Source organism: Kocuria tytonicola, assembly GCF_003687175.1.
Taxonomy (GTDB): domain Bacteria; phylum Actinomycetota; class Actinomycetes; order Actinomycetales; family Micrococcaceae; genus Kocuria; species Kocuria tytonicola.
Genome location: NZ_RDEX01000001.1, coordinates 1,290,165 through 1,313,686 on the forward strand (window position 1 = coordinate 1,290,165; position 23,522 = coordinate 1,313,686).

General features: G+C 71.4%; 21 protein-coding genes. 15 read left to right on the forward strand and 6 right to left on the reverse strand.

Annotation, left to right across the window (positions count from 1 at the left end; all coding sequences use genetic code 11):
* On the reverse strand, positions 1-1,182 hold the full coding sequence (locus EAE32_RS05850; RefSeq protein ID WP_121864440.1) for an AI-2E family transporter: 1,182 nt from the start codon (positions 1,180-1,182) through the stop codon (positions 1-3).
* Between the two features lie 139 nt (positions 1,183-1,321).
* Here EAE32_RS05850 and EAE32_RS05855 point away from each other — a divergent pair, with 139 nt between their 5' ends.
* The 5 genes from EAE32_RS05855 to EAE32_RS05875 all read left to right on the forward strand — a co-directional run bounded on the left by EAE32_RS05855 (position 1,322) and on the right by EAE32_RS05875 (position 7,679).
* Positions 1,322-2,341 (forward strand): tetratricopeptide repeat protein, encoded by a 1,020-nt coding sequence (locus EAE32_RS05855; protein WP_121864441.1) that lies wholly within the window; start codon positions 1,322-1,324, stop codon positions 2,339-2,341.
* A 273-nt stretch (positions 2,342-2,614) separates the two neighbouring features.
* Positions 2,615-3,556 (forward strand): ABC transporter ATP-binding protein, encoded by a 942-nt coding sequence (locus EAE32_RS05860; protein WP_121864442.1) that lies wholly within the window; start codon positions 2,615-2,617, stop codon positions 3,554-3,556.
* Positions 3,538-5,343 (forward strand): hypothetical protein, encoded by a 1,806-nt coding sequence (locus EAE32_RS05865; RefSeq protein ID WP_243635600.1) that lies wholly within the window; start codon positions 3,538-3,540, stop codon positions 5,341-5,343. The genes EAE32_RS05860 and EAE32_RS05865 overlap by 19 nt, the downstream gene beginning before the upstream one ends.
* A 33-nt stretch (positions 5,344-5,376) precedes the next feature.
* Positions 5,377-5,721 (forward strand): DUF3039 domain-containing protein, encoded by a 345-nt coding sequence (locus tag EAE32_RS05870; protein ID WP_206059844.1) that lies wholly within the window; start codon positions 5,377-5,379, stop codon positions 5,719-5,721.
* Positions 5,722-5,894: 173 nt separating this feature from the next.
* Positions 5,895-7,679 (forward strand): DEAD/DEAH box helicase, encoded by a 1,785-nt coding sequence (locus EAE32_RS05875; protein ID WP_121864811.1) that lies wholly within the window; start codon positions 5,895-5,897, stop codon positions 7,677-7,679.
* 249 nt (positions 7,680-7,928) lie between these two features.
* On the opposite strand, the gene EAE32_RS05880 is transcribed toward EAE32_RS05875, so the two are convergent.
* Both EAE32_RS05880 and EAE32_RS05885 read right to left on the reverse strand, forming a co-directional pair.
* Positions 7,929-8,546 (reverse strand): isochorismatase family protein, encoded by a 618-nt coding sequence (locus tag EAE32_RS05880; protein ID WP_121864443.1) that lies wholly within the window; start codon positions 8,544-8,546, stop codon positions 7,929-7,931.
* A 14-nt stretch (positions 8,547-8,560) separates the two neighbouring features.
* Positions 8,561-9,898, reverse strand: a complete 1,338-nt coding sequence (locus EAE32_RS05885) for a nicotinate phosphoribosyltransferase (protein WP_121845293.1) — start codon at positions 9,896-9,898, stop codon at positions 8,561-8,563.
* A gap of 64 nt (positions 9,899-9,962) precedes the next feature.
* Here EAE32_RS05885 and clpS point away from each other — a divergent pair, with 64 nt between their 5' ends.
* From clpS to EAE32_RS05925, 8 genes are all read left to right on the forward strand, one after another.
* Positions 9,963-10,313, forward strand: a complete 351-nt coding sequence (clpS, locus tag EAE32_RS05890) for an ATP-dependent Clp protease adapter ClpS (protein WP_165860323.1) — start codon at positions 9,963-9,965, stop codon at positions 10,311-10,313.
* Positions 10,313-10,873, forward strand: coding sequence for a DUF2017 domain-containing protein (locus EAE32_RS05895; protein ID WP_121845295.1), 561 nt, complete (start codon positions 10,313-10,315; stop codon positions 10,871-10,873). Before clpS ends, EAE32_RS05895 begins: the two co-directional genes overlap by 1 nt.
* 68 nt (positions 10,874-10,941) lie before the next feature.
* Positions 10,942-11,835 (forward strand): glutamate racemase, encoded by an 894-nt coding sequence (murI, locus tag EAE32_RS05900; RefSeq protein WP_121845296.1) that lies wholly within the window; start codon positions 10,942-10,944, stop codon positions 11,833-11,835.
* Between the two features lie 26 nt (positions 11,836-11,861).
* Positions 11,862-12,701, forward strand: a complete 840-nt coding sequence (locus EAE32_RS05905; protein ID WP_121845297.1) for an MBL fold metallo-hydrolase — start codon at positions 11,862-11,864, stop codon at positions 12,699-12,701.
* Between the two features lie 10 nt (positions 12,702-12,711).
* A complete protein-coding gene (gene rph / locus EAE32_RS05910; protein ID WP_279386925.1) occupies positions 12,712-13,518 on the forward strand; it encodes a ribonuclease PH in 807 nt (268 codons plus the stop codon).
* On the forward strand, positions 13,508-14,191 hold the full coding sequence (gene rdgB / locus EAE32_RS05915; RefSeq protein ID WP_121864444.1) for an RdgB/HAM1 family non-canonical purine NTP pyrophosphatase: 684 nt from the start codon (positions 13,508-13,510) through the stop codon (positions 14,189-14,191). The genes rph and rdgB overlap by 11 nt, the downstream gene beginning before the upstream one ends.
* Positions 14,192-14,194: 3 nt before the next feature.
* Positions 14,195-15,055 (forward strand): phosphotransferase family protein, encoded by an 861-nt coding sequence (locus EAE32_RS05920; protein ID WP_121864445.1) that lies wholly within the window; start codon positions 14,195-14,197, stop codon positions 15,053-15,055.
* A 42-nt stretch (positions 15,056-15,097) separates the two neighbouring features.
* On the forward strand, positions 15,098-15,679 hold the full coding sequence (locus EAE32_RS05925; RefSeq protein WP_121864446.1) for a 3'-5' exonuclease: 582 nt from the start codon (positions 15,098-15,100) through the stop codon (positions 15,677-15,679).
* 106 nt (positions 15,680-15,785) lie between these two features.
* Here the strand turns inward: EAE32_RS05925 and EAE32_RS05930 are convergent, their stop codons facing one another.
* The 3 genes from EAE32_RS05930 to EAE32_RS11695 all read right to left on the reverse strand — a co-directional run bounded on the left by EAE32_RS05930 (position 15,786) and on the right by EAE32_RS11695 (position 18,514).
* Entirely contained in the window at positions 15,786-16,865 is a 1,080-nt protein-coding gene (locus EAE32_RS05930; RefSeq protein WP_121845301.1) for an ADP-ribosylglycohydrolase family protein, read from the reverse strand.
* Between the two features lie 72 nt (positions 16,866-16,937).
* Positions 16,938-17,717 carry a PKD domain-containing protein gene (locus EAE32_RS05935; protein ID WP_121864813.1) on the reverse strand — a complete coding sequence of 260 codons (780 nt, stop codon included), beginning with the start codon at positions 17,715-17,717 and terminating at the stop codon, positions 16,938-16,940.
* A 311-nt stretch (positions 17,718-18,028) separates the two neighbouring features.
* Positions 18,029-18,514 (reverse strand): DUF6318 family protein, encoded by a 486-nt coding sequence (locus EAE32_RS11695; protein ID WP_124035162.1) that lies wholly within the window; start codon positions 18,512-18,514, stop codon positions 18,029-18,031.
* 674 nt (positions 18,515-19,188) lie between these two features.
* Here EAE32_RS11695 and EAE32_RS05945 point away from each other — a divergent pair.
* Both EAE32_RS05945 and EAE32_RS05950 read left to right on the forward strand, forming a co-directional pair.
* Positions 19,189-20,403 carry an exonuclease SbcCD subunit D gene (locus EAE32_RS05945; RefSeq protein ID WP_121864448.1) on the forward strand — a complete coding sequence of 405 codons (1,215 nt, stop codon included), beginning with the start codon at positions 19,189-19,191 and terminating at the stop codon, positions 20,401-20,403.
* Positions 20,400-23,519 (forward strand): AAA family ATPase, encoded by a 3,120-nt coding sequence (locus tag EAE32_RS05950; protein ID WP_121864449.1) that lies wholly within the window; start codon positions 20,400-20,402, stop codon positions 23,517-23,519. Before EAE32_RS05945 ends, EAE32_RS05950 begins: the two co-directional genes overlap by 4 nt.
* The last annotated feature ends 3 nt before the right edge of the window (positions 23,520-23,522 follow it).

The window sequence follows — 23,522 nt, forward strand, 5'->3', positions numbered from 1 at the left end:
TCAGCGGGCGTCCTGGCGGGGGACGAAGACCTCGCGGACCAGGAGCAGACCCGCGGCCGCGGTGGGGATGGCGATGAGCGCGCCCAGGACGCCCCAGAGCGCGCCCCCGGCCGCCACGGCCACGATCGCGACGGCGCCGGGCACCGCCACGGCCCGGGACATGATGCGCGGGGAGACCACGTAGGCCTCCACCTGCAGGTAGGCGAAGTAGCACAGGGCGTAGGGGACCACCGTGTTCCACCCGCCGAGGGTGGCCACGAGGCTCACGAAGACGCCGGCGATGACCCCGCCCACCAGCGGGACGAACGCGAGCAGACCCACGAAGAGCACCAGGAGGGAGGCGTAGGGGACCCCCGTGATGCTCATGAGGATGAACGCGACGGTGGCGTTGAGCAGGGCCACGCAGGCCTGGCCCATCACGTAGTTGCCCACCCCGTTGATCATCCTGTCCCCGAGGTGGGTCACCCGGGCGCGCTTGCTGGCGGGTGCCAGGCGGTAGCACCACGCCTTGATGGTGGGCCACGAGAAGAGGAAGTAGAGCGTCAGGGCCATCACGATCAGTGTTCCCGTGACGCTGCTGAGGACCACACCGCCCACGTTCACCACGGAGCCGAACATCCCGCCCAGGAAGTTCTCGTCGGAGGCGAGCCTCTCCTGCAGCCCGCTCGCCGCCTTCTGCACCGACGCCGCGATGTCGAAGCGGTCGTTCAGGGCGTGGTAGAGGTCCGAGTGCATGAAGCTGTCCACGAACTCGGGAACCCTGGCGGCGAACTGCTGGGCCTGCTCCACCATCCGGGGTACCACCACCAGGATGAAAGTGGTCAGGACGAGGGCCAGGGCGACGATCACGGCGGCCGCCGCGAGGGCCCGCGGCATGCCCTTGGACTCGAGCCAGCGCACGAGGGGATCCAGCCCCAGCGAGATGAAGGCCGCCGTGACGATCCACCCGACGAGTCCACCCACGTTGGTCAGCACGTAGTAGCCCAGGAGGGCGAATCCCACGCCCACGGTGAGCAGGAAACCCGTCTGGATGGGGTGGGCCTTCGCGGGCACGGGGTGGTCCCACGGCGCGCGGGTGGGCTCCGTGCCGTCCTCGGCGGGCTCGGGCGGGACCTCGAACCGCTGCCGGGACGGTCGGAAACGTGCGGGAGGCCGGTTCCCGGATCCAGTGCTTGTGCTCACGCGGGAAGCGTACAACGCCGGGTGCGCAGGACTTCCATCCGGGCGGGTGCCCATAATGGGATCAGCAAGCTCCGGCGCGCGCCGGACCGACCACCACGCCCCGCCCCGATCCCGGGCGCGGGCACCCCAGGAGGTACACATGAGCGAATTCCCCCGGTCCCCGCAGAACCGTCCGGCACCCCAGGGCCGTCCGGGAGCGCCGTCGTCCACGCAGGCGCCCGGCGGCCGTGCCGAGCCCGGCGAGGCCGCCGTGCCCGCGTCGGTGCGCGGTGCCGTGGACCTCGGTGCCGCCGGCGCGGCTCCCGCCCCGGGTGGGGCACCGGCGGGGTCCGCGGGCGCGGCGTCGTCGGGGTCCGGCGGCTACCGCGTGCAGCTGAGCACCGCCACCTTCCAGAAGTACGCGGAGGCCTCCACGCAGCACCCGGTGGTCGTGGTGCTGCACTCGCCGCAGAGCCCCGAGTCCGAGAGCTTCGTGGACGTGGTGGCGCGCGTGGTGGACGAGTTCCAGGGACGCCTGCTGCTCGGCACGGTGGACGTCTCCGCCGAGCCGCAGATCGCCCAGGCCTTCCAGGCGCAGTCCGTGCCCACGGTGGTCGCACTGCTGGGCGGGCGCGTGGTGCCGCTCGTGAACTCCACCGTTCCCGAGCAGCAGATCCGCGAGCTGCTGGGCGAGCTCGTGAGCCTCGCCGAGCAGAACGGCGTGACCGGTACCGCCGAGCCCACGTCCCAGGACGAGCCCGCGCCCCTGCCGCCGCTGCACCAGGAGGCCGTGGAGAAGCTCGAGGCGGGCGACCTCGACGGCGCGGAGGCCAGCTACCAGAAGGCTCTCGCCGAGAACCCCGGGGACCACGACGCCAAGCTCGCGCTCGCCCAGGTGCACCTGCTCCAGCGCGTGAGCGCCATGGACGCCAACGCCGTGCGCTCGGCGGCGGCCGACGATCCCGCGAACGTGCCGGCTGCGCTGGACGTGGCGGACCTCGATGTCTCCGGCGGCCACGTGGAAGATGCCTTCCGCCGGCTGCTCGGCATCGTGCGGACCACGGCGGGGGAGGACCGGGAGTCCGCCCGCGCCCGGCTCGTGGAGCTTTTCGACGTGGTGGGGTCCGACGATCCCCGCGTGGTGGCGGCCCGCTCCCAGCTCATGCGCGCGCTGTTCTGAGCCGCTGACTCGGTGGCTCGCCGGCCCGCCGAGTCGCTGGGTCGCCGAGCCACTGAGTCACAGGGTCGCCGAGTCACTGGGCCGCTGAGCCACTGGCCCGCCGAGTCATCGAATCGCAGGCCTGTTCCGTGCGTCGCTCCGCCCCCGGGGATCCCGATCCCCGGGGCGGGCATCGTGGCGATCCCGGATCGGCGATGCGCGAGAGCGTGCGGAGGACCCGCCAGGCCCGGGGAAATATGCCGGATCGCGAACGGTTGTCAGTAGGTTGGGGCCATGAGCATCCCACCGAACGGACCCACGACGCCGCGCAGCGAGCCCGACACCGGCGCGGACGACCCTCGCGCGCAGCAGCGACCACCCGCACCACCGCACGTCGCGGACGGCCGCACCCCGGCGCCGTCGCCCGCTGCCCACTGGAACAGCGCGCAGGGCGACGCCGCCGCACTGGTGGTCCGGGACCTCACGAAGGTCTACGGCCACGGTGCGCGGCCCGCGGCGGACCGGGTGAACCTCACCGTGCCGCGCGGCTCGTTCTACGGACTCGTGGGACGCAACGGCGCGGGCAAGACCACCACGCTCTCGATGGCCACCGGTCTGCTGCGACCCACGTCCGGCGCGGTCCTCGTGGGCGGTGGCGCCCGTGACGAGCCCGTGGACGTGTGGCGGGACCCGGTCACGGCGAAGCGCCGCATGGGTGTGCTCCCGGACGGCGCGCACCTCTTCGACCGGCTCACGGGCCGCCAGCTCATCTCCTACTCCGGTCTGCTGCGCGGGATGGACCGCCAGCTGGTCAAGGACCGCGCCGAGGACCTGATCGTCGCGATGGACCTGCAGGAGGCCGCGGGGCGGCAGGTGCAGGACTACTCCGCGGGCATGACCAAGAAGATCGCCCTGGCCGCGGCCATGGTCCACGCACCGAGCCTGCTGGTGCTGGACGAACCGTTCGAGTCCGTGGACCCGGTCTCGGCCGCCAACATCCGCTCCCTGCTGCACCAGTACACGCAGGCCGGCGGCACCGTGGTGGTCTCGAGCCACGTGATGGACCTGGTCCAGCGCATGTGTGACCACGTGGCCGTGATGGACCAGGGCAGGGTGCTCGCCGAGGGCACCATGGACCAGGTCTGCGGCGGCATGTCCCTGGAGGACCGTTTCGTGTCCTTCGTGGGTGGACGCACCGAGGCGGGGGAGGGACTGCAGTGGCTGCGACCGGAGTGAACCAGACCCCCGACGGCGCCCTGCCGGAGCCCTCGGCGGGCGGTCACGACGCCGCCGTGACGGACGGCCCCGGCCCCGAGACACGTGGTCCCGACGCCGCCTCCGCGGCCCCCGCGCCCGCTGCCGCCCCGGCCGCCGACGCCGCCGTCCCCGACTCCGTGCGCCCGGCACCTGCCGGGCAGGAACGGGTGACCCACCGCATGGGCGTGCTCGAGGAGGCGCGCAGGCTCGCAGGACTCAAGTGGCGCATCCTCCGCAACACCCTGACCCGCAGCACGTGGGTTCTGGTGGGCACGATCCTGGGCGGGCTCTACGCCCTGTTCATCCTGGGCATGCTGCTGACGGGGATGTTCTTCCTGGGCACCGAGCCGCTGGAGGTGGTCACCGCGGCCGGCGTCCTGGTGGGCAGCGTGCTCCTGCTGGGCTGGTGGCTGATGCCGGTGCTCTCCGCCAAGGCCGATGCCACGCTGGACCCCGCCCGGCTCGCCCTTTTCCCGCTCAGCACCACGGGTCTGCTGGCGGGCCAGGTGATCGGGGCGCTGATCGGGATCCCCGGTGTGCTGACGGTGATCGCCCTGGCCGGGTGGCTGCTGACGTGGCGCACCTCACCAGCGGCCATGACCGCCTCGGTGGTGTGTGCCGTGCTGGCCGCGCTGCTCGCCTTCACGGGTGCGCGCTGCGCGTCCGCCCTCGCGGCGCGGATCGCGAAGGGACGCCGCTCCACCGAGATCATCTCGATCCTGAGCCTGCTGCTCATCGTGCTGCTCGGCCCGATCTTCGCATCCGTCGCCACGGGGGTGGAGCGGGTCTGGGACCGGCTGCCCACGTGGGCCTCCGTGCTGGGCTGGTCCCCGCTGGGCGCGGTCTGGGCCATCCCGGGCGACGTGGGAACGGCCGAGTGGGGTACCGCACTGGCACGGCTGCTCGTCGTGCTGGTCACGCTCGCCGCGCTCGTGGCCGTGGCGCGTCTCGCCCTGGGCCGCGCCCTGGCCGACGCCGCCGGAGGAGCCGCCCGCGCCACCGGACGGTCCGCCACGGGCATTGGTCTCTTGGACCGGTTCCCGGCCCGGCCGTGGGGTGCGGTGGCCGCGAGGAGCCTGATCTACTGGCTCAAGGACCCGCGCTACTCGGCCTCCCTGATCATGATTCCCGCGCTCAGTGCGGGCCTCTGGTTCCTGGGCGGCGACTCCGGATTCGCCATGTGGGTGCTGCCCATGATGATCGCACTGCTCATGGCCTACGCGATCTCCGCGGACATCTCCTACGACAACACCGCGTTCAGTCTCCACCTGCTCGCCTCCGTGCCCGGCCGGGCGGACCGGCTGGGCCGGGTGGTGGCCATGCTGGTCGTGGCCACCCCGCTGGTCGCCCTGGGCCTCGTGCTGTGGCTCGTGTGGCTGCAGCAGTGGCCCGCCCTGCCCGCCATGGCCGGGGTGTGCGCGGCGCTGCTGCTGGGCGGGGGCGGTGTGGTCTCCGTGGTTTCCGCCCGCTACACCTATCCCACCCCGCCACCGGGGGCATCGCCGATGAAGACCCCCCAGGGCTTCACCGTCCTGAACCTGCTGCTCCAGTTCGTGCTCATGGCTCTCATGGTGCTGCTCGCGTTGCCGCCCCTGGTGCTGCTGTTCGTGCACCTGGGCACCGGTGCCGCCGTGTGGAGCTGGGCGGCGCTCGCGGTGGGTCTCGCGGAGGGGGCCATCCTGCTCTGGACCGGTGTCCGGGTGGGCGGGAAGTGGCTGGAAGCCCGCGGGCCCGAGCTGCTGCAGGAGGTGGCCGGGTACCGCTGAACCGGACCACCCGGCCACGGCGCACGGGGTACAGTGGAGGGCATGGAAACCACCGAAGCCCAGCACGTCCAGGGCCCTGCCGCGTGGGCCCGTCGGGTGCTCCTCAGCACTGAGTCCGGGACCGAGACCGTGGGGGGAACCGCCACGATCGAGCGGGAGGAGACCCGCCAGTTCGCGGAGCCCGGTGACCACGAGCGGTTCGCCCACTACGTCCGCAAGGAGAAGATCATGGAGTCGGCGCTGTCCGGCGAACCCGTGATCGCCCTGTGCGGCAAGGTGTGGACCCCCGGACGCGATCCGCAGCGCTTCCCGGTGTGCCCGGAGTGCAAGGAGATCTACCAGGGCCTGCGCCCCGGCAAGGACAAGCCCGAGGACTGACGGCACCCCCGCACCACCCCCGTCCCGCACCATGGGACACCGGCGGCGCCCGCACTGCGGGCGCCGTTGCCGTGCCAGCGGTCCGCACCCGGCGGCGTCGTCCCGGGAGCGGGGCAGATGCGCGCCCCGGAGCGCGCGGAGAGGACGAGCACCACGTGTCAGAGAACGACCAGATGTCCCTTTTTGGGGCGGCCGCGGACCTTCCCCCGGCGTACCCGGACCGAGCCGCGTGGGGCACCGCCCCGAAGCTGCGCGCCTGGCAGGCGGAGGCCATCCAGCGCTACGAGCAGGCGCAGCCGCGGGACTTCATGGCCGTGGCGACCCCCGGGGCAGGCAAGACCACGTTCGCGCTGACCGTGGCCAAGAAGCTGCACGATGCCGGAGTGGTCCAGCGCGTGACCGTGGTGACCCCCACCGAGCACCTCAAACGGCAGTGGGCGGACGCCGCGGCCCGTGTGGGGCTGGCCATCGACCCCAACTTCAAGAACGCGGACGGTCAGCACGGCCGGGGCTACATGGGGGCCGCCGTGACCTACGCGCAGGTGGCGAACAAGCCGCTGCTGCACCGGGCGCGCACCGAGGCCGGGCGCACCCTCGTGATCATGGACGAGATCCACCACGCCGGTGACGCGCTGTCCTGGGGGGACGGACTGCGCGAGGCGTTCGAGCCCGCCACCCGGCGGCTCGCCCTGACGGGCACCCCGTTCCGCTCGGACACCTCACCGATCCCGTTCGTGACCTACACCGAGGACGCGGACGGCATCCGCCGCTCCACGGCGGACTACACGTACGGCTACGGCAACGCCCTGCAGGACCACGTGGTGCGCCCGGTGATCTTCATGGCGTACTCGGGTCAGATGCGCTGGCGGACGTCCGCGGGGGAGGAGATGGCCGCGCAGCTCGGGGAGGGGTTCACCAAGGACATCACCTCCCACGCGTGGCGCACGGCTCTGGACCCGCAGGGCCAGTGGATCCCGTCCGTGCTGCGGGCGGCGGACCAGCGCCTGACCCAGGTGCGCCGCACCGTGCCGGACGCGGGTGCGCTCGTGATCGCGACCGACCACCAGGACGCCAAGGCCTACGCCGAGCAGCTGCACGCCCTCACGGGGGAGCGGCCCACCGTGGTGCTCTCCGACGACAAGGCGGCCTCGAACAAGATCGACCAGTTCTCGGAGTCCGACAAACGGTGGATGGTGGCCGTGCGCATGGTCTCCGAGGGGGTGGACGTGCCCCGCCTGGCAGTGGGCGTGTACGCGACGTCGACCTCCACGCCCCTGTTCTTCGCGCAGGCCGTGGGCCGCTTCGTGCGTGCCCGCAAGCGCGGTGAGACGGCCTCGGTGTTCCTGCCCTCGGTGCCCGTGCTCATGGCGCTCGCGAACTCCATGGAGGAGGAGCGGGACCACGCGCTGGACAAGCCCAAGAGCGTGCCCGACGTCGTGGACTTCGACCAGCCCATGGAGACTGGCTGGGACGACGACCTTCTGGAGGAGGCCAACCGCGAGGACCGGGCCTCGTCGGCGCTCGCCCAGGGCAACTTCCAGGCACTGGACTCGGACGCCTCGTTCCACGGGGTGCTCTTCGACGGCGGTGCGTTCGGCGGCGGTGCGGCCGTGGGCTCCGAGGAGGAGGCCGAGTACCTCGGGATTCCCGGTCTGCTGGACCCCGAGCAGGTCTCCGCCCTGTTGCGCGAGCGCCAGTCCCGCTCGGTGCAGCGGCAGGGGCGGGGGAGCCCGGAACCGGAGCAGCCCGCCGTCCCGGACCACCGGCGGCTCAAGGACCTGCGGGCGCAGCTGTCCAAGAACGTCTCGGCGTGGTCCGCGCGCACGGGCACCCCGCACGGCGTGATCCACAACGAATTGCGCGCCAAGTGCGGCGGCCCCGCCGTGGCGCAGGCCTCCGAGGAGCAGCTCAACGCGCGGATCGCCCTGCTGCAGCGCTGGTTCATCGGACGCAAGTAGCCCCCGGGCACGACGCCGCAGGGCCGGGTCCTCCACGCTCCGCACCTCTCGGGCGCTCCGGAAGACGCCCTCCCGGGGGTCCACTGCGGGGTTCGTACCCCGGCGTGCGAGGACCCGGGCGTCCAGACGTGGGCCGTCGCAGGACCGCGCGGACGCGTACGGACCACCTCCCGATCCGAGCCGGCCCGTTCCCGCACCGGGCCACTCCCCACCGGTTCGCTCCCCCCGGGGCCGCGCGGCGGGAACGCGTCAGGGCAGGTCCGTGACGACCTCCACGCCCACGTCCTCCAGCTGCGCCACGGCGCGCTCGCCGCCCTCCGGGGAGACCGGGGCCGTGAGCGGGAGCAGCAGCCGGGTCTCGTAGCCGGCGTCCACGGCATCGCGGGCGGTGGCCAGCACGCAGTGGTCCAGTGCGAGTCCCACCACGTCCACGGCCTCGATGTCGCACTCGCGCAGCCAGTCGTCCAGGCTCACACGGTCCTCGTCCGCGCTCTCCTCGGGCTCGCCCATGGGGACGTCCACGTCCGGGGCGGAGAGACCCTCGAAACCGGAGTAGGCGGCGTCGTACGCGCCCTTGCGGAAGAACTCGGTGACGTGCTCGGTGTCCAGCTCCGGGTGGATCTGCGCGCCGTGCGTCTCGGCCACGCAGTGCACGGGCCAGCTCGTGGCCCAGTCCGGGGTGCCGCTGAAGTGCTCGCCGGGATCCACGTGCCAGTCCTGGGTGGCCGCCACCGCGGCGTACTGCGCGTGGTGGACCTCCAGGTACTCGGAGATCCCCGCGGCCACCGCGGCACCTCCGGTGACGGCCAGGCTGCCTCCCTCACAGAAGTCGTTCTGGACGTCCACGATCAGCAGTGCTGTGCGCACGGTTGCCTCCCTGCTCAGTGTGCGGTTCCGGGTTCGATCACGGTGGGGATGACGGGCTCACCCTCGGAGAGCCGGTGCGCGGCCCGCGGCAGCTCCGCCACGGACTCCGCGTGGCGGGCACGCGCCTTGGTCACGGCCTCGGGGCCCGTGAAGCCGTCCCGCAGCTCGCCACCGGTCACGTAGTCCACGATCAGCGGGCGGTCGTCGCCGTCGTCCCGCGGTGCGTGGGACACGCCCACGATCTCGTGGGTGGCCACCCCCTGGGGGCAACGACGGCGCAGGGCGAACTTCTCGCCCCCCACGGACGCCTTCCCGGAGGAGGCCTTCGCCACGGGCTCCATGGTGCCCGAGGCCCCTTCGCGGGACACGAGCTTGTAGACCATCGAGGAGGTGGGGGCCCCGGAGCCGGTGACCAGCCGCGTGCCCACGCCGTAGGCGTCCACGGGCGCGGCCCGCAGCGCGGCGATCGCGTACTCGTCCAGGTCGCTCGTGACCGTGATGCGGGTGTTGGAGTTGCCGAACTTGTCCAGCAGGGCGCGCACGGAGGCCGCCTGGGTGACGAGGTCACCCGAGTCCAGCCGCACGCCGCCCAGGTCCGGCCCGGCGATCTCGACGGCCAGGCGGACGGCCCGTTCGACGTCGTAGGTGTCCACTAGCAGCGTGGTGGAGACCCCCAGGGCGTCCAGCTGGGCGCGGAAGGCCTGCTCCTCGGAGTCGTGGAGCAGGGTGAAGGAGTGGGCCGCGGTGCCCACCGTCTTCACGCCGTAGCGGAACCCGGCCTCGAGGTTGGAGGTGGACTCGAAGCCCGCGACCACGGCGGCACGTGCCGCCGCGACGGCCGCCTCCTCGTGGGCGCGACGGGAACCCATCTCGATGCACGGCCGGTCCCCGGCGGCACCCACCATGCGGGACGCGGCGGAGGCCACCGCCGAGTCGTAGTTCAGGACGGAGAGGATGTAGGTCTCCAGGACGCACGCCTCCGCGAAGGAAGACTCCACGCTCAGCAGCGGCGAGTACGGGAAGTACGTCTCGCCCTCGGCGTAGCCGCGGATCTGGCCCGTGAAGCGGAAATTCTCCAGGTAGGCCACCGTGGCGGCGTCCACCACGCGGGTGTCGCGCAGGAAGCGCAGCTGCTCGTCCGTGAAGCGGAACTGCTCCAGGCCCTCCAGGATCCGGCCCACGCCCGCGAAGACGCCGTAGCGGCGGCCGTGCGGCAGCCGCCGGGCGAAGACCTCGAACACGCTGCGGCGGGACGCCGTGCCGGCGCGCAGGGCGGCTTGCAGCATGGTCAGCTCGTAGTGGTCCGTCAGCAGGGACGTGGCCTGCGGGTGCCAGGAGGAATGCTCGTTCACGCTGCCAGCCTAGTGGGCGCCCGGCGGAGAGCACATCCGCGGGGCCGCCGTTACCATGGGGACGATGTCCACTACTGCCCTCACGGCCCACGCCCCCGCCTGCACCGTCCTGGTGAGCGCTGCTCCTGCGGAGTCTCCCGCGCTCACCACGGAGGAGGAGGCCGTCACGGCGGTGGACGTGCCCTGGAACGTGGTGGTGTGGGACGACCCCGTGAACCTCATGAGCTACGTGGTCTACGTGTTCCGCGCCCACTTCGGCTATCCGGACGCCAAAGCACGCGCCCTCATGCTCGAGGTCCACCACCGGGGGCGCTCCATCGTGTTCACGGGCACCCTGGAAGAGGCGGAGACCCACGTGAGCGCACTGCACGGCTACGGCCTGTGGGCCACCTACGAGAAGGCGGGGGAGAACTGATGGCACACGGTTTCAAGCGCACACGCAAGGGCATCGTGGGACGGTTCGAGGCCCCCGAGGTGCGGCTGCTCCAGAAGCTGTTCTCGGACGTGGGCGAGACCCTGGCGCCGGAGCCGCGCGAGGAGCAGGATCCGCTGGAGGCGCTCGTGGGGTGGGACGAGGACGTGCCCGAACCCACGGACCCGGCGTTGCGGCGGATGCTGCCCCCGGCGTCGTCGGACCCCGAGCAGGCCGCAGAGTTCCGGCGGCTCACGGACCGGTCCCTCCGGGAGCGCAAGATCGCCGCGCTGAGGGCGTCCTCCCTCGCCCTGGAGTCCGAGCCCGTGGTGCTCACCACGGAGCAGGCGCAGGACTTCGCCCGCTCGCTCAACGATGTCCGCCTGGTGCTGGCCTCCCGGCTGCGCATCGACTCGCCCGAGGACGCCGAGCGCGTGGCCGAGCTCACCGACTTCGGGAAGGCCGAGTCCGTGGAGCAGTACATGGGCGTGGTCTACAACTTCGTCTCCTGGCTGCAGGAGACCCTCATGAACGCGCTGCTGAAGACCCTGCCCGCGAGGTGACGCAGGCCTCACGGCACAAGGTGACTCACGCGCGAGGGGACACGGGAAAAGCACTACAGTTTCCCGGTATGCATGCTGATCGATCTCGTTCCGCCGGGCCCAATCCCAACTCGCCCATCGGCGTGTTCGACTCGGGTGTGGGCGGACTCACGGTGGCGCGCTCGATCATCGACCAGCTGCCCCACGAGGAGATCCTCTACGTGGGGGACACCGCCCACGGCCCGTACGGTCCGCTGCCGATCGCGGAGGTGCGCTCCAACGCCCTGCGCATCATGGACGAGCTCGTGGACTCCGGCGTGAAGCTGCTGGTGATCGCGTGCAACACCGCCTCCGCCGCCGTGCTGCGCGACGCCCGTGAGCGCTACACCCGCGGCTACGACATCCCCGTGACCGAGGTCATCCAGCCCGCGGTGCGTCGCGCGGTGGCCACCACCCGCTCGGGCCGGGTGGGCGTGATCGGGACCGAGGCGACCATCGGCTCGCGAGCGTACGACGACACGTTCGCCGCCGCCCCGCAGCTGGAGATCACCTCCGTGGCGTGCCCGGAATTCGTGGAGTACGTGGAGCGCGGCGTGACCACCGGCCCCGAGCTGCTGCGCACCGCCCAGCAGTACCTGCAGCCGCTCAAGGACGCACAGGTGGACACCCTGGTGCTTGGCTGCACCCACTACCCGCTGCTCACCGCGGTGATCTCCTACGTCATGGGGGAGAGCGTGAACCTGGTCTCCTCCGCGGAGGAGACCGCGCGGGACGTCTACCGCAGCCTCATGGACCACAGCCTGGAGCGCGATCCCGGCCTGGCCCCCCACCACGAGTTCCTCGCCACGGGAGATCCCGTGCGCTTCGAGGGCCTCGCCCAGAGATTCCTCGGGCCCGAGGTGGTCCGGGTCCGGCACACGGCGTCGGTGGCCGAGCAGTACCCCACCGGTTCCCTCGCGACGATCCATCCCGCTCAGCGCTGAGCGGGGACGCAGAAAGGCCAACACGCATGATCCTGACCGTGGTCGGCAACTCCGGCAGCTTCCCGGGCCCAGACTCTCCGGCGTCCTGCTACCTCGTCACCGGCGAGGACGAGAACGGGCGCACGTGGCGCATCGTGCTGGACATGGGCAACGGCGCACTGGGGGCGCTCCAGCGCCACGTGGACCTGCACACCATCGACGCGATCATGCTCTCCCACCTGCACCCGGACCACTGTGTGGACGTGGGCGGGCTGCACGTGGCGGTGAAGTGGGACCCCCGGGGATGGCAGGGGGAGCGGATTCCCCTCTACGGCCCGTCCATGCTGCACACCTACCTCAACCAGCTGCACATGCTCCCCGCCGAGCACTCCATGGACACGGAGTTCGACTTCCACGTGTGGCAGACCGGGGTTCCCGTGACCGTTGGCCCGTTCACCGTCACTCCGTACGCGGTGAACCACCCGTGCCCGGAGCCGTTCGCCCTGCGCGTGGAGCACCGCGGTCCGCACGGCACGGAGGTGCTCACCTACTCGGGGGACACGGATTCGTGCGAGGAGCTCGTGGCGGCGGCCCGGGACGCGGACCTCTTCCTGTGCGAGGCCGCGTACGAGGACGGCCGGGAGGACCACCTCCGCGGCATCCACCTGACCGGGGGGCGCGCCGGAGAGACCGCGGCCGAGGCCGGCGTGCGTCGCCTGCTGCTCACGCACCTGCCCGTGTGGAACGACCCCCGGGTGGCCGAGTCCGACGCCGCGGGGGCCTACGACGGCCCGGTGTCGGTGGCCCGTGCGGGCGCCTCGTACGTGGTGGCGGACCCGACCGGTCGTTCGGTCGATGCGTTGGCACGCCCGGGTGGCGAGGGATAGGCTGACGAGCATGACTTCGCCCCACGGTCCGGCACACTCCTCGGCACGCACTGCGCAGGAGGGTCAGGGCGCATCCCCCGTGGTGCGCGCGGACGGACGGGCCGTGGACGAGCTACGTCCCATCACCATCACCCGGGGCTGGTCCGAGCAGGCGGAGGGTTCCGCGCTCATCGAGTTCGGCGGCACGCGGGTGCTGTGCACCGCATCCCTGACCGAGGGCGTGCCCCGCTGGCTCAAGGGCGAGGGGCGCGGGTGGGTCACCGCCGAGTACGCCATGCTGCCGCGGGCCACGTCCACCCGCTCCGCGCGCGAGTCCGTGAAGGGCAAGATCGGCGGACGCACCCACGAGATCTCCCGGCTCATCGGTCGGTCCCTGCGCTCCGTCATCGACCTCAAGGCCCTCGGCGAGAACACCGTGGTGCTGGACTGCGACGTGCTGCAGGCCGACGGCGGCACGCGCACGGCCTCGATCACCGGCGCGTACGTGGCGCTCGCCGAGGCCATCTCCTGGGCGCACGAGAACGGGGTGCTCAAGCCCCGGGTGAACCCCCTCACCGACTCCGTGTCCGCGGTCTCCGTGGGCATCATCGACGGCGTGCCCATGCTGGACCTGCCCTACGTGGAGGACGTCCGCGCCGAGACCGACATGAATGTGGTCGTGACCGGATCGGGGGACTTCGTGGAGGTCCAGGGCACCGCGGAGGGCGTGCCCTTCCGCCGTGACGAGCTCGACTCCCTGCTGGACCTCGCCGTCTCCGGCTGCGCCCAGCTCTCCCAGATCCAGCGCGAGACCCTGGAGTCCACCCGTGGCCGATGACACCGGCGACGCCCGTCTGGTGCTCGCCACGCACAACCAGGGCAAGGTCCGCGAGCTGCGGGCCATGCTCGCGGACGCGGGCCTGTCCGATCCCGGGATCGTGGTGGACGCGGGCGCGGTGGGGCTGGACGATGTCGTCGAGACCGGCACCACGTTCCAGGAGAACGCCCTGCTGAAGGCCCGCGCCGCCGCCGAGCAGTCGGGTCTGATCGCACTCGCGGACGACTCCGGGCTCGCCGTGGACATCCTGGGTGGAGCGCCCGGGATCTTCTCCGCCCGCTGGTCCGGCAGCCACGGCGACGACGCCGCCAACCTCCGCCTGCTCCTCGCCCAGCTCGCGGACATCGCGCCGGAGCACCGCGGTGCGAGGTTCGTGTGCGCGGCGGCCGTGGTGAACCCGCGAGGCGCCGAGCACGTGGTGCTGGGGGAGCTGCCGGGTTCGCTGCTGACCTCACCGGCCGGGGAGAACGGGTTCGGCTACGATCCCGTCTTCGCGCCCCACGGCGAGAACGGGCTGAGCTGCGCGCAGCTCACGCCGGAGCACAAGAACCGGATCAGCCACCGGGCCCGGGCTATGGCGGCCGTGCTGCCCCGGGTCCTGGAGTTCCTGCAACGGGAGACCGGGCACGAGACCAGCGCGTCCTCTTCCACCCGATCGGGGCGCGAGGACTGACCCATGACCTTCGCGTGCGGACACCTCCCCTTTGCCCGAGCCGTGGAAGCGGTGCTCGCCGAGGCCGGCGTGCACGTGGACCGCTCCGAGTGGGAGCTGCACGCCGGAGGCTCGGCCCACATCGTGGTGAACGCCGGCCACATGATGAGTGTGCGCATTGCCAAGAACCCCATCTCCGGGGAGAACGTGCGGCGCCGCACCAAGGCGCTCGCCCAGCTGCCCGAGTTCGACTTCGCGGTGCCCCGCCCCCTCACTCCCGTGATCCAGGACGGCCGCTACACCGCCGTGGGCATGACCTGGATCCCCGGGGCACCGAGGTCTCCCGGTCCCGTGGATCCCCGCGAGCTGCACCGGGTGCTCCAGCAGATCCGTCACGCGGAGCCGAGCGGCGCCGAACCGTGGCTGGACCGGCCCGGTCAGCACTGGGGCGGCCACCGGCGGCGGCACGTGCTGCTCGACCAGGTGCTCCCACGGCTGCTGCCCCGGAACAGGGACCGGGCCCTGCGCGCCATTGAAGACCTCGTCTCACTCGAGACGGTGGCACCGCGGCTGGTGCACGGGGACCTCATGGGCTCCAACATGCTGTGGCAGGACGACCACCTGGTGGGCGTGATCGACTGGGACCACGCGTGCCTGGGGGACCCCGCCTACGACGTCGCCTCGCTGGGGCTGTGGTTCGGCTGGGCCAGCGTCGGTGACGCCACCGACGAGGAGAGCTGCCGCCGGGCCCGGCTGCACGCGCGGATCTTCCCCCTGCAGGCCGTGGCGTACGCCCTGCACCACGAACTCGACACCGCCCAGGTGCGCCAGGCGGTGGAGAAGGCGGACGCGTGGTTCGAGACGCGGGCCATGGCGGCCGTCTGACCACCCCCCGAGCATGTCGGAGCGGGTGCCTAGTCTGGGCGGGTGCCCGTCAGTTTCACCGCCATAGACTTCGAGACCGCCAACCGCGGCCTTGCCTCCGCGTGCGCCCTCGGGGTGGTCAGGGTCCGGGACGGTGAGGTGGTGGACACCCGCTACTCGCTCATCCGGCCCCCCGCGGGTCACGACGCGTTCGAGGCGGGAAACATCCGCATCCACGGCATCCGCCCGGCTGACGTGCGGAACGCTCCCACCTTCGACCGGCTGTGGCAGTGGATGTGCGAGAACATCACCGACGAGGACCCCGACTCCACTCTCGTGGCGCACAACGCCGTGTTCGACACCGGCGTCATCCGCGCCGCGAACGCGGCGTGCGGTGGGGTGGCGCGCCCCTGGAACTACGCCTGCACCCTGCGGCTCGCGCGGGCGGCCTACACGCTGCGCTCATACGCGCTGCCCTCGGCCTCCCGCGCGGCAGGCGCCGAGGTGGTGGAGCACCACAACGCGCTGAGCGACTCCCTGGCGTGCGCCGGGATCGTGCTCGACCTCGCACGGCGCAGCGGGGCGCGTGACATGGCGGGCCTCGCCGCGCACTACGGCGTGACGGTGCAACGCGCCGCCCTGTGAGCCGCCTGCGGTCCCGCGGCGTGCTACGCACGTCAAGGAACCGGCGTGGGGCGGCGCCCCGGTCCTCCCGTCGTTTTCGGGAGCGGCCGGAGATCGACGCGTCCGGTCAGGGCCGCCAGCGGGCGTTCCACTCCGCGGCCAGCTGCTCCAGCTCCGCCTGCGCGTCCCGCGTACCCGATCGCGCGGCATCGTGGCCGTGCCCCGCTCCGGAGCGGTCCTCCGCGCCCTCCGCGCTGGGATGGGGCCAGCGTGCAGCGGCGACCGTGACCGCGGCGGTGCGGGCAGCCCGCGCGACCGGTCCGGAACCGGGCAGACGCCCGAGAGCCCGCCGAGCGACGTCGTTCTCCTCGCGGTTCCCCGACTCTCCCTCGACCGCAAGGAGCGCGGCGAGCCCCAGGGCCAGCGCGTACGACGCCGCCAGCTCCGGTTCGGAAGCGGCGGTCCCCGCGGCTGCCGCGTCCAGCAGGTCCTCACGTGCCGCTGGATCGGCGCAGCGTGTCAGGAGACCCAGGGTCACCGGTGCGGGGCGGGTGACCAGTTCGCACACGCGGGCGGTCTCAGCAACGACCTCCGTGAGGCTTGCGTTGATCTCAGCGGCCCGGGCCGCAGCATGCACCGCCAGGGCCATCGCCACGGCGGCGGTCTGGGACTCCGGGCTTCCGTGGGTGATGGCCGCGGAGTCCACAGCCAGGGCCACGAGGGACTTCCACCCGATGTTGGGCAGCAGACCGTACGGTGCGGTGCGTGCCAGGACCTCCGGGCTCCCGGCACGCGGCAGCACCGGTCGGACGACCTCCCCGAGAGCACCGGTGGCGAGAGCTGCGAAGCTGTCCCCCGCGTGCTCGCCCGGTTGGGCGAGGAGGGGATGGTCCCGGTCGAAGTCGTCAGTGGGCGGGTGCGGAGCGTCGCTGGGCAGTCGTGCGCCGTTCGCAACCGCCCACCGCAGATAGCCCAGCCATGCGCAGGCCGTGGGATCGGCGGACTGGCCGTCGTTCGCCCAGCGCGCCACCTCGTTGAGGGCGGCCACGGTGCGGGCGGCCAGGTGGGTGGCCTCATCCGGGAGGCCGCCGGGGGTCTCGTGCAACGGGGCCAGAAGTACGGCGCGCACCACGAGCGGGTAGGCGGTGGTGGTCGCATCCAGTCCTCGGTCCGGGGCGATCAGTTCGGGGCTGTCCGGGGTGCTCATGCGCCCAGTCTAGGAACTCGACGAACCGTGTTCACCCGCTGGCCCCCGTGGTGCCGGGTGAACCGTTCCCTCTCAGCGTGAGCCGCCCGGGCAGCCCAGTCCGGACGGGTTGATCCGGCAGTCGTCGGCCACGTTGTGCACGGTGGCTCGCCACACGCTCAGCGGAACCGCGGGGGAGACCACCTGGTTGTAGCCCGCCACAGGCTGCCAGCCGGTGCCCGCGATGTTGTACTCCCCGAAGAAGTACGTGGTGAGCGAGACGGAGTAGTCCCCGGTTGCCGTGTAGACGTGGGAGGTGTCCGTGGGGACGTCCCAGGCCCCCTCCGAGAGCGGCGATCCCGTGAGCGGGGTCGGCCCCAGGGTGGTTCCGTCACCGTAGTTCCAGGTGTACTGGACGGGGTAGGCACGCACCGAGACCGGATAGCCTCCCAGGGCGGTCTCGAACGACTGCGGCTGGGCCACCGCGTAGACGTTCGTGTTCATGTTCTTCAGGGTGTCCGGCGTGGGCTGAACGTGGTTCTCGGCCGGGGCCACGGCCAGTCGCTGAAAGTCCTGCAACGTGAACACGGGGAGGGGCACGTACCCGTCGTCGTTCGTGCCCGCGGCCTGGGCATCGGAGACACACATCTGGGTGCCCCGCGCCGAACGGGAGCCCTCGTTCGCCCCACCCACCACGATGTCCATGTTCACGCCCGCCGCACCGGACTCGTCCGTGCACTCCTGGGCAGCCCGGCACCTCTTGAGACCGGAGCCCTTCTCCTTGGTGCACGGGTCCTGCAGCCCGTAGGTCGTGTTGTTCTTGGCCGTGTCCATGAGGCGGGCGTTGAAGAAGATCGAGTCGTCGTCGGACATGAGACGGTTCCGGAGGGCCTTCTGGAAGGCGGGATCGGTGTCGGGGTTCCAGGCGGCGCCGGTGGCCAAATCGGGGTAGCTGCGCCCGGCTTTAGCGGCAAGATGTGGAGCCGTCGAAGATTCGATCGCCCGGAGTATCACGTCTATTGTGGTGCCATTGGCCCTCGCCGTAGATGATGCCTGACTCTCCTTCGAGGAAATGCCAAAATCCGGCAGATCCACCTCCTCAGCATGACTGGGGGGCGTATTAACAAATAATAGTAAAAATAGAGATAAAATAAATAGCGAAATTTGACTGCGGGTTCTGCTGGTCATAATGAACCCCGTGGTGAGCCTGTCAAGTATGTCCAACGACCATCTTCGTGGAACAAATAGGCGTCAAATCTGTCACGCTCGGAGAAAGGGAGTTGTCTTCGGGGGATCTTATGCTCCGAGACGGCTATGGAACCGGAACTCGTGACCTCCACCGGCAAGTTATATCCTCCATCGGGACGCTTATGAAATGATCCAGGTAGTATTGCTTGCGTTTCGAAACCGCCAGCGGCCCAGTGTCCCCGTGCGTAAATCTGATCGTAAGCATCGAATTGTTCCGTGCATTTTGCACAGTCCGTTGACGTCACCTCGCGCACCAATGAGGTGTCTCCGGTCTGAATGGAGTACCACTGCGCATCGGCGCGGTAGTTCAGGAACGCCTGGGCGCCCGCCTCGGTCTCCTCCTTGGCCTCCGCGGGCATCACCGGTTTGGGCACGTTGCGTGCAGGGTGCTCCAGGGTGGCCGGTTCGTAGTCCTCGGGCACTTTCTGTCCCGTGGCGAGGACCGTGGGTTCCTCGGGGCGCCAGTCGTCCGGCAGCGGTGACTGGCTGCCGTCGGGAGACGGGTGGGCAGTGGAGGCGGCGGCGTCGTCCGGCGTGGGTGACCCGGAGCCCTGTGGCGAGGCTGCGGACGTGGCCGCGGAGGGGCTCTGGGTGCTGCCGGCTGCGGTCTCGTTCTGGTTCCCGCCGCAGCCTGTGAGCAGGAGTGCGCCCGAGCACACGAGTGACCACCCTGCCAGGTGTGCCCGCATCGAGCGCGAATGATGCATTCCCATGAATCCCCCTGCGGAATCCGCCGATCTGTGATGTGCCTTACGTTCCGCATCATAGGGGGCTCGATCACGGATGGGCGTGGAAAGGCGCCGCCTGTGGAGAACGAGGAACATGCGCTTGCATGACGCCAGGTCAGACGACAATTCCCACACATCGCCGCGACGAATAATGTGGGATGTTTCAGGTCGAGGGGCATGAGGAAGGGAGGCTCGAGGGGTGGGACCTGGCTCGTACCGGGCCCCGCCGGTCGGCGGGGACGATGCCCGGGTCCGCTCGTCGGGACCCCCCTCGGGGACCATCGCCTCCGTTGTGCGGCTGGTCATCCGATCTCCACGTTCCCGCCAGGCGCGCTGTGGGTGTCCGAGACCCTCGTTACATTGACCTCATGCTGATTCTGCACACGTCCGACTGGCACCTGGGCCGCACGTTCCACGGCGTGGACATCCTGGACGTCCAGGCGCGCGCCATGGCTGAGATCGTCACCTGGGTGCGCGAGCACGGCATCGACCTCGTGCTGGTCTCGGGGGACGTGTACGACCGCGCCCAGCCGCGCACGGAGGTGGTGGAACTTCTCAACTCCACCCTCGCGCAGATCCGTGAGGCGGGCGCCCAGGTGGTGCTCACGAGCGGCAACCACGACTCCCCGGCGCGCCTGGGCTTCGGGGCACGGATCATGTCCCACGGAGGTGTCCACCTGCTCACCACGGCGCAAGGTGCCGCACACCCGGTGCTGTTCTCCGAATCAGGCGAAGGCCTCGTGACCCCGACGACGCCGCACGGCCCCGTCCCGGGTCACGGCACCTCGGCGGGCACCACCACGGTGGCGGTGTACGGCATCCCGTACCTGGAGCCGCGCGCCGCGGCGGCGCAGCTGGAGTGCGCGCCCACGCACCAGGGCGTGCTCGGCGCCGTCATGCAGGACGTGGATGCCGACCGTCGTGCCCGGGACGGTGTCACGTCGGTCGTGATGGCCCATGCCTTCGTCACGGGGGCCCACGCCACGGACTCGGAGCGGATCGTGGACTCCGGGGGCCTGGGCACCGTGTCCGCAGACATCTTCGAGCACCACGACTACACCGCGCTGGGGCACATCCACCGCCGGCAGCGGATCTCCGAGACGGTGCGCTACAGCGGGTCACCCGTGGCCTACTCGTTCTCCGAGGCCGGCCACCCGAAGGGTGCGTGGCTCCTGGACGTGGGAGAGGACGGGGTGCGTGGCGTGAGTCCGCTGGAGCACGAGTCGGGCCTGGAGCTTGCCCGGTTGAGAGGCAGGCTGGAGGACCTCCTGCAGGGAACTGAGCACTCACCCGCCGAAGGAGCGTGGTGCCAGGTGGTTCTCACGGACCCCGAGAGGCCTGCGGCAGCCATGGAACGCATCCGTGCCCGCTTCCCCCGCACGGTGGAACTGCGCTGGGAGCCGGAAGGGGGCAGGGCAATGACCCCGCAGGCCTACGCGACCCGGGTCGCGGAAGCGGCCAGCCCCGAGGAGCTGTGCGGGAGGTTCTACGAGCACGTGCGCCACCGGTCGCTTAGTGAGGCGGAGGCCACAGACGTTTCGGACGCCGTTGCCGCGGTGCGGAGCAGGGAGGTGTCCCGGTGAAGCTGCACCGCCTGGAGATCACGGCCTTCGGCCCGTTCCCGGGCCACGAGAGCATCGACTTCGACGCGCTGAACGACGCGGGCGTTTTCCTGTTGAACGGTGAGACCGGTTCGGGCAAGACGAGCGTGCTGGATGCCATCTGCTTTGCACTCTACGGTTCGGGGCCCACCACGGCCGCCAAGGGTGGGCGCAAGGCCCAGCACAGCGACCACGCGCACCCGCAGACCGGGCCGCGCGTGGACGTGGAGTTCACCGCGGGTGGCCGCCGGTGGCACGTGAGCCGGACGCCCGCGTGGCGTGCGCCGTCGAAACGGGCCGCCTCCGGGTGGACGGAGCGCCACGCCACGGTGCTGCTGCGGGAACTCGTCTCGGGCGAGTGGGTGGAGCGCGGCTACCGTCCTGACGACGTGGGCCAGATGATCCACCACGCGGTGGGTCTGGACAGGGAGCAGTTCACCCAGGTCATGATGCTCCCGCAGGGGCAGTTCGCCCGCTTCCTGCAGGCGGGATCCCGGGAGCGTGAAGAGCTGCTGGAAACCCTGTTCGGCACCGACGTCTACGCCGGGATCCAGGACGAGCTCAAGGCCCGCGCGGACGAGGCGAGGACCGAGTTGCGGTCCGCTGAGGCTGACGTCGAACGAGGAGACCAGTTGCTCGAGCGCTATCGGGGCCGGGTGAACGCTGCCCTGGCGGAACTGCCCGCGGACCTGTGTTCCGAGGTGGCCGACTCCCCGGTCGCGGAGGAGCCCGCGCCGTCGGACCGGGACCTCGCCCGTTGCGGGTGGGACGCCGTCGTGACACAGTGCGGCGCGCTGGTGGACGCTGTGAGCCGGGCGCGGGGTGAAGCGGCCGACCGCTGCGCGGAGGCGGCGTCGCGGCACACACGCAGGGAAGGGCTCGAAGCACTGCTGCGCCGTCGCGCGGAGCTCACCGGCAGGCTCGACGTCCTGAACGGCGACTCCGAGCGGGCCGAGGCAGCAGCCCGGCGGGTTCGTGAGCACACACTGGCCCAGCAGTTGCAGGGGGCCGTGGACCGTGTGGAGGAGTCCGAGCAGCGCGTGGCCTCCCTGCATGCGAGCGTGCAGGAGTTGCGGGGGCGGCTCGCCCCGGACACGGACTCCGGGCAGGCTGCCCGGCAGGTCCTCGCCGGACGGGCAGTTCTCCTCGAGGGACTCGCGGGAGATGCGCCGCCGCCCGAGGGTCTGCGGGACACCGCGGTCGCCGCGGGGGAGTCTGCGCGCTCGTGCGTGCAGCGAGAGCGGGCCGTGGCCGAGGACCGCGCGGCCGCCCAGCGCGACGGCGCACGGTCCGCCGACCTCAGGGGCCGGGCCGAGCGCACGCGGGACGACCTGCGGGTGGCTCGGGAGGAACTGAGCGGCGTGGAACGCCGACGCGACGACCTTGCGCGGGCCACCAGGGACGAGGCGCTGATCCGGGAGCGGGCGCGCTCCGCGCGCGACGCCGTCGAGGCGAGTCGAGAGCATGAACGGGCCAGGGCGGCAGAGACTGGCAGCGTCGCCGCCTACGAACGGGCGGAGGCCACCAGGCGAGAGGCTGCCCGCGCCGTCGAGGACCTGGAGGCGCGGCGGTTCGCGAATGCCGCCGCGACCCTCGCGAGTGAGCTCGGTCCCGGCCAGCCGTGTCCCGTCTGCGGGGCCACGGAACACCCACGGCCGGCGAGCATCGAGGACGGCGACGACGTGACCACGGCGACACTCGACCGTGCTCGCGCCGCCCGTGAGGTGGCCCAGGACGCCGTGGACGCAAGACATGCGGAGCTCGAACGGGCCCGCCGCGCCACCGCCGAGGCGCTCGCACGCGGTGCGGATCCGGACCTGGACGCCGTGCAGGACAGGGCGCGTGGTGCGCGGGCGGCCGAGGAGCGTCTGGACGAGGCGCTCGAGGCATTGCAGGTGTGCGAGCAGCAGCTCGAGGAGGCGCGCGAGCGCCTCGCGGACCTCGAGGCGCAGGCCACCCGCCTCACGGCGGAGGCCGAGGAGGCCCGGACGCGCTCCGAAGCACTCAAAGAGCGGTGCGATCGGGAAAGCAGCGATCTCGCGGGGCAGCTGCGGGGCTTCGCCACCGCCCGGGAGTTCCTGGACCGGGCGGAGGAGCTCGTGCGCCTGGTCAGCGACCTGGATGCCGGCCAGCATGCTCTGGACTCCGCCCGGCACCACGCCGCCGCCCATCAGGACGCCCTGGACCGGGCCCTCGCGGACTCTCCCTTCGGCGACCCCCAGGAGGTCTCAGCGGCGCTCATGGATCCCGAGAGGGCAGCGCGGGAACAGTCCTGGCTGGAGGACCGGCAGCGGGAGCTCTCCCGCGTGGAGGCGGAGCTGTCCACGGAGGACATGCAGCGAGCCGCACGGCTCACCCCCGAGGAACGGGCGGAGCTCACCGCGGAGGCGCTCGCGCGCGGTGCCGAGGAGCTGGCCGCGTCAGCACAGCTCAGAGACCACCTCACCCAGCAGCTCGGAGGGTTGCGGGCCCTTGCGGCCGAGATCGAGACCTCGGCGCGGGAGGTGCCGGAGCTGGAAGGAGCGTACGAACGGGCCCGGGAACGCTCGGAGCGGTTGAGCGGGCTCGCGGACGTCGCCACTGCCACGTCCTCGGAAAACGCCCTGCGCATGACGCTCACCTCGTTCGTGCTGGCCGCCAAGCTCGAGCACGTTGCGGCCGTGGCATCGGAGCACCTGTCCCGGATGTCCTCCGGGCGGTTCACCCTCGTGCACACGGACCAGACCCGCGGTGGCGGGAAGGCCGGCCTCGGACTCGAGATCGACGACTCCTGGACGGGCGTTCGTCGCGGCACAGAGACCCTCTCCGGAGGGGAGTCCTTCTTCACCTCGCTGGCCCTGGCCCTGGCACTCGCGGACGTGGTGCGCGCCGAGGCCGGTGGCCAGGACATCGACACCCTGTTCGTGGACGAGGGGTTCGGGTCTCTGGACGAGCAGACCCTCGAACAGGTGCTTGAAACCCTGGACGGCCTCCGGCGGGACGGTCGGGTCATCGGGGTGGTGTCGCACGTGAGCGAGATGAAGCAGCGGATCGCCACCCAGCTCGTGGTCACCAAGACGCCGCAGGGCTCCCACCTGAGCATCACCACCGGCCCGTGACCC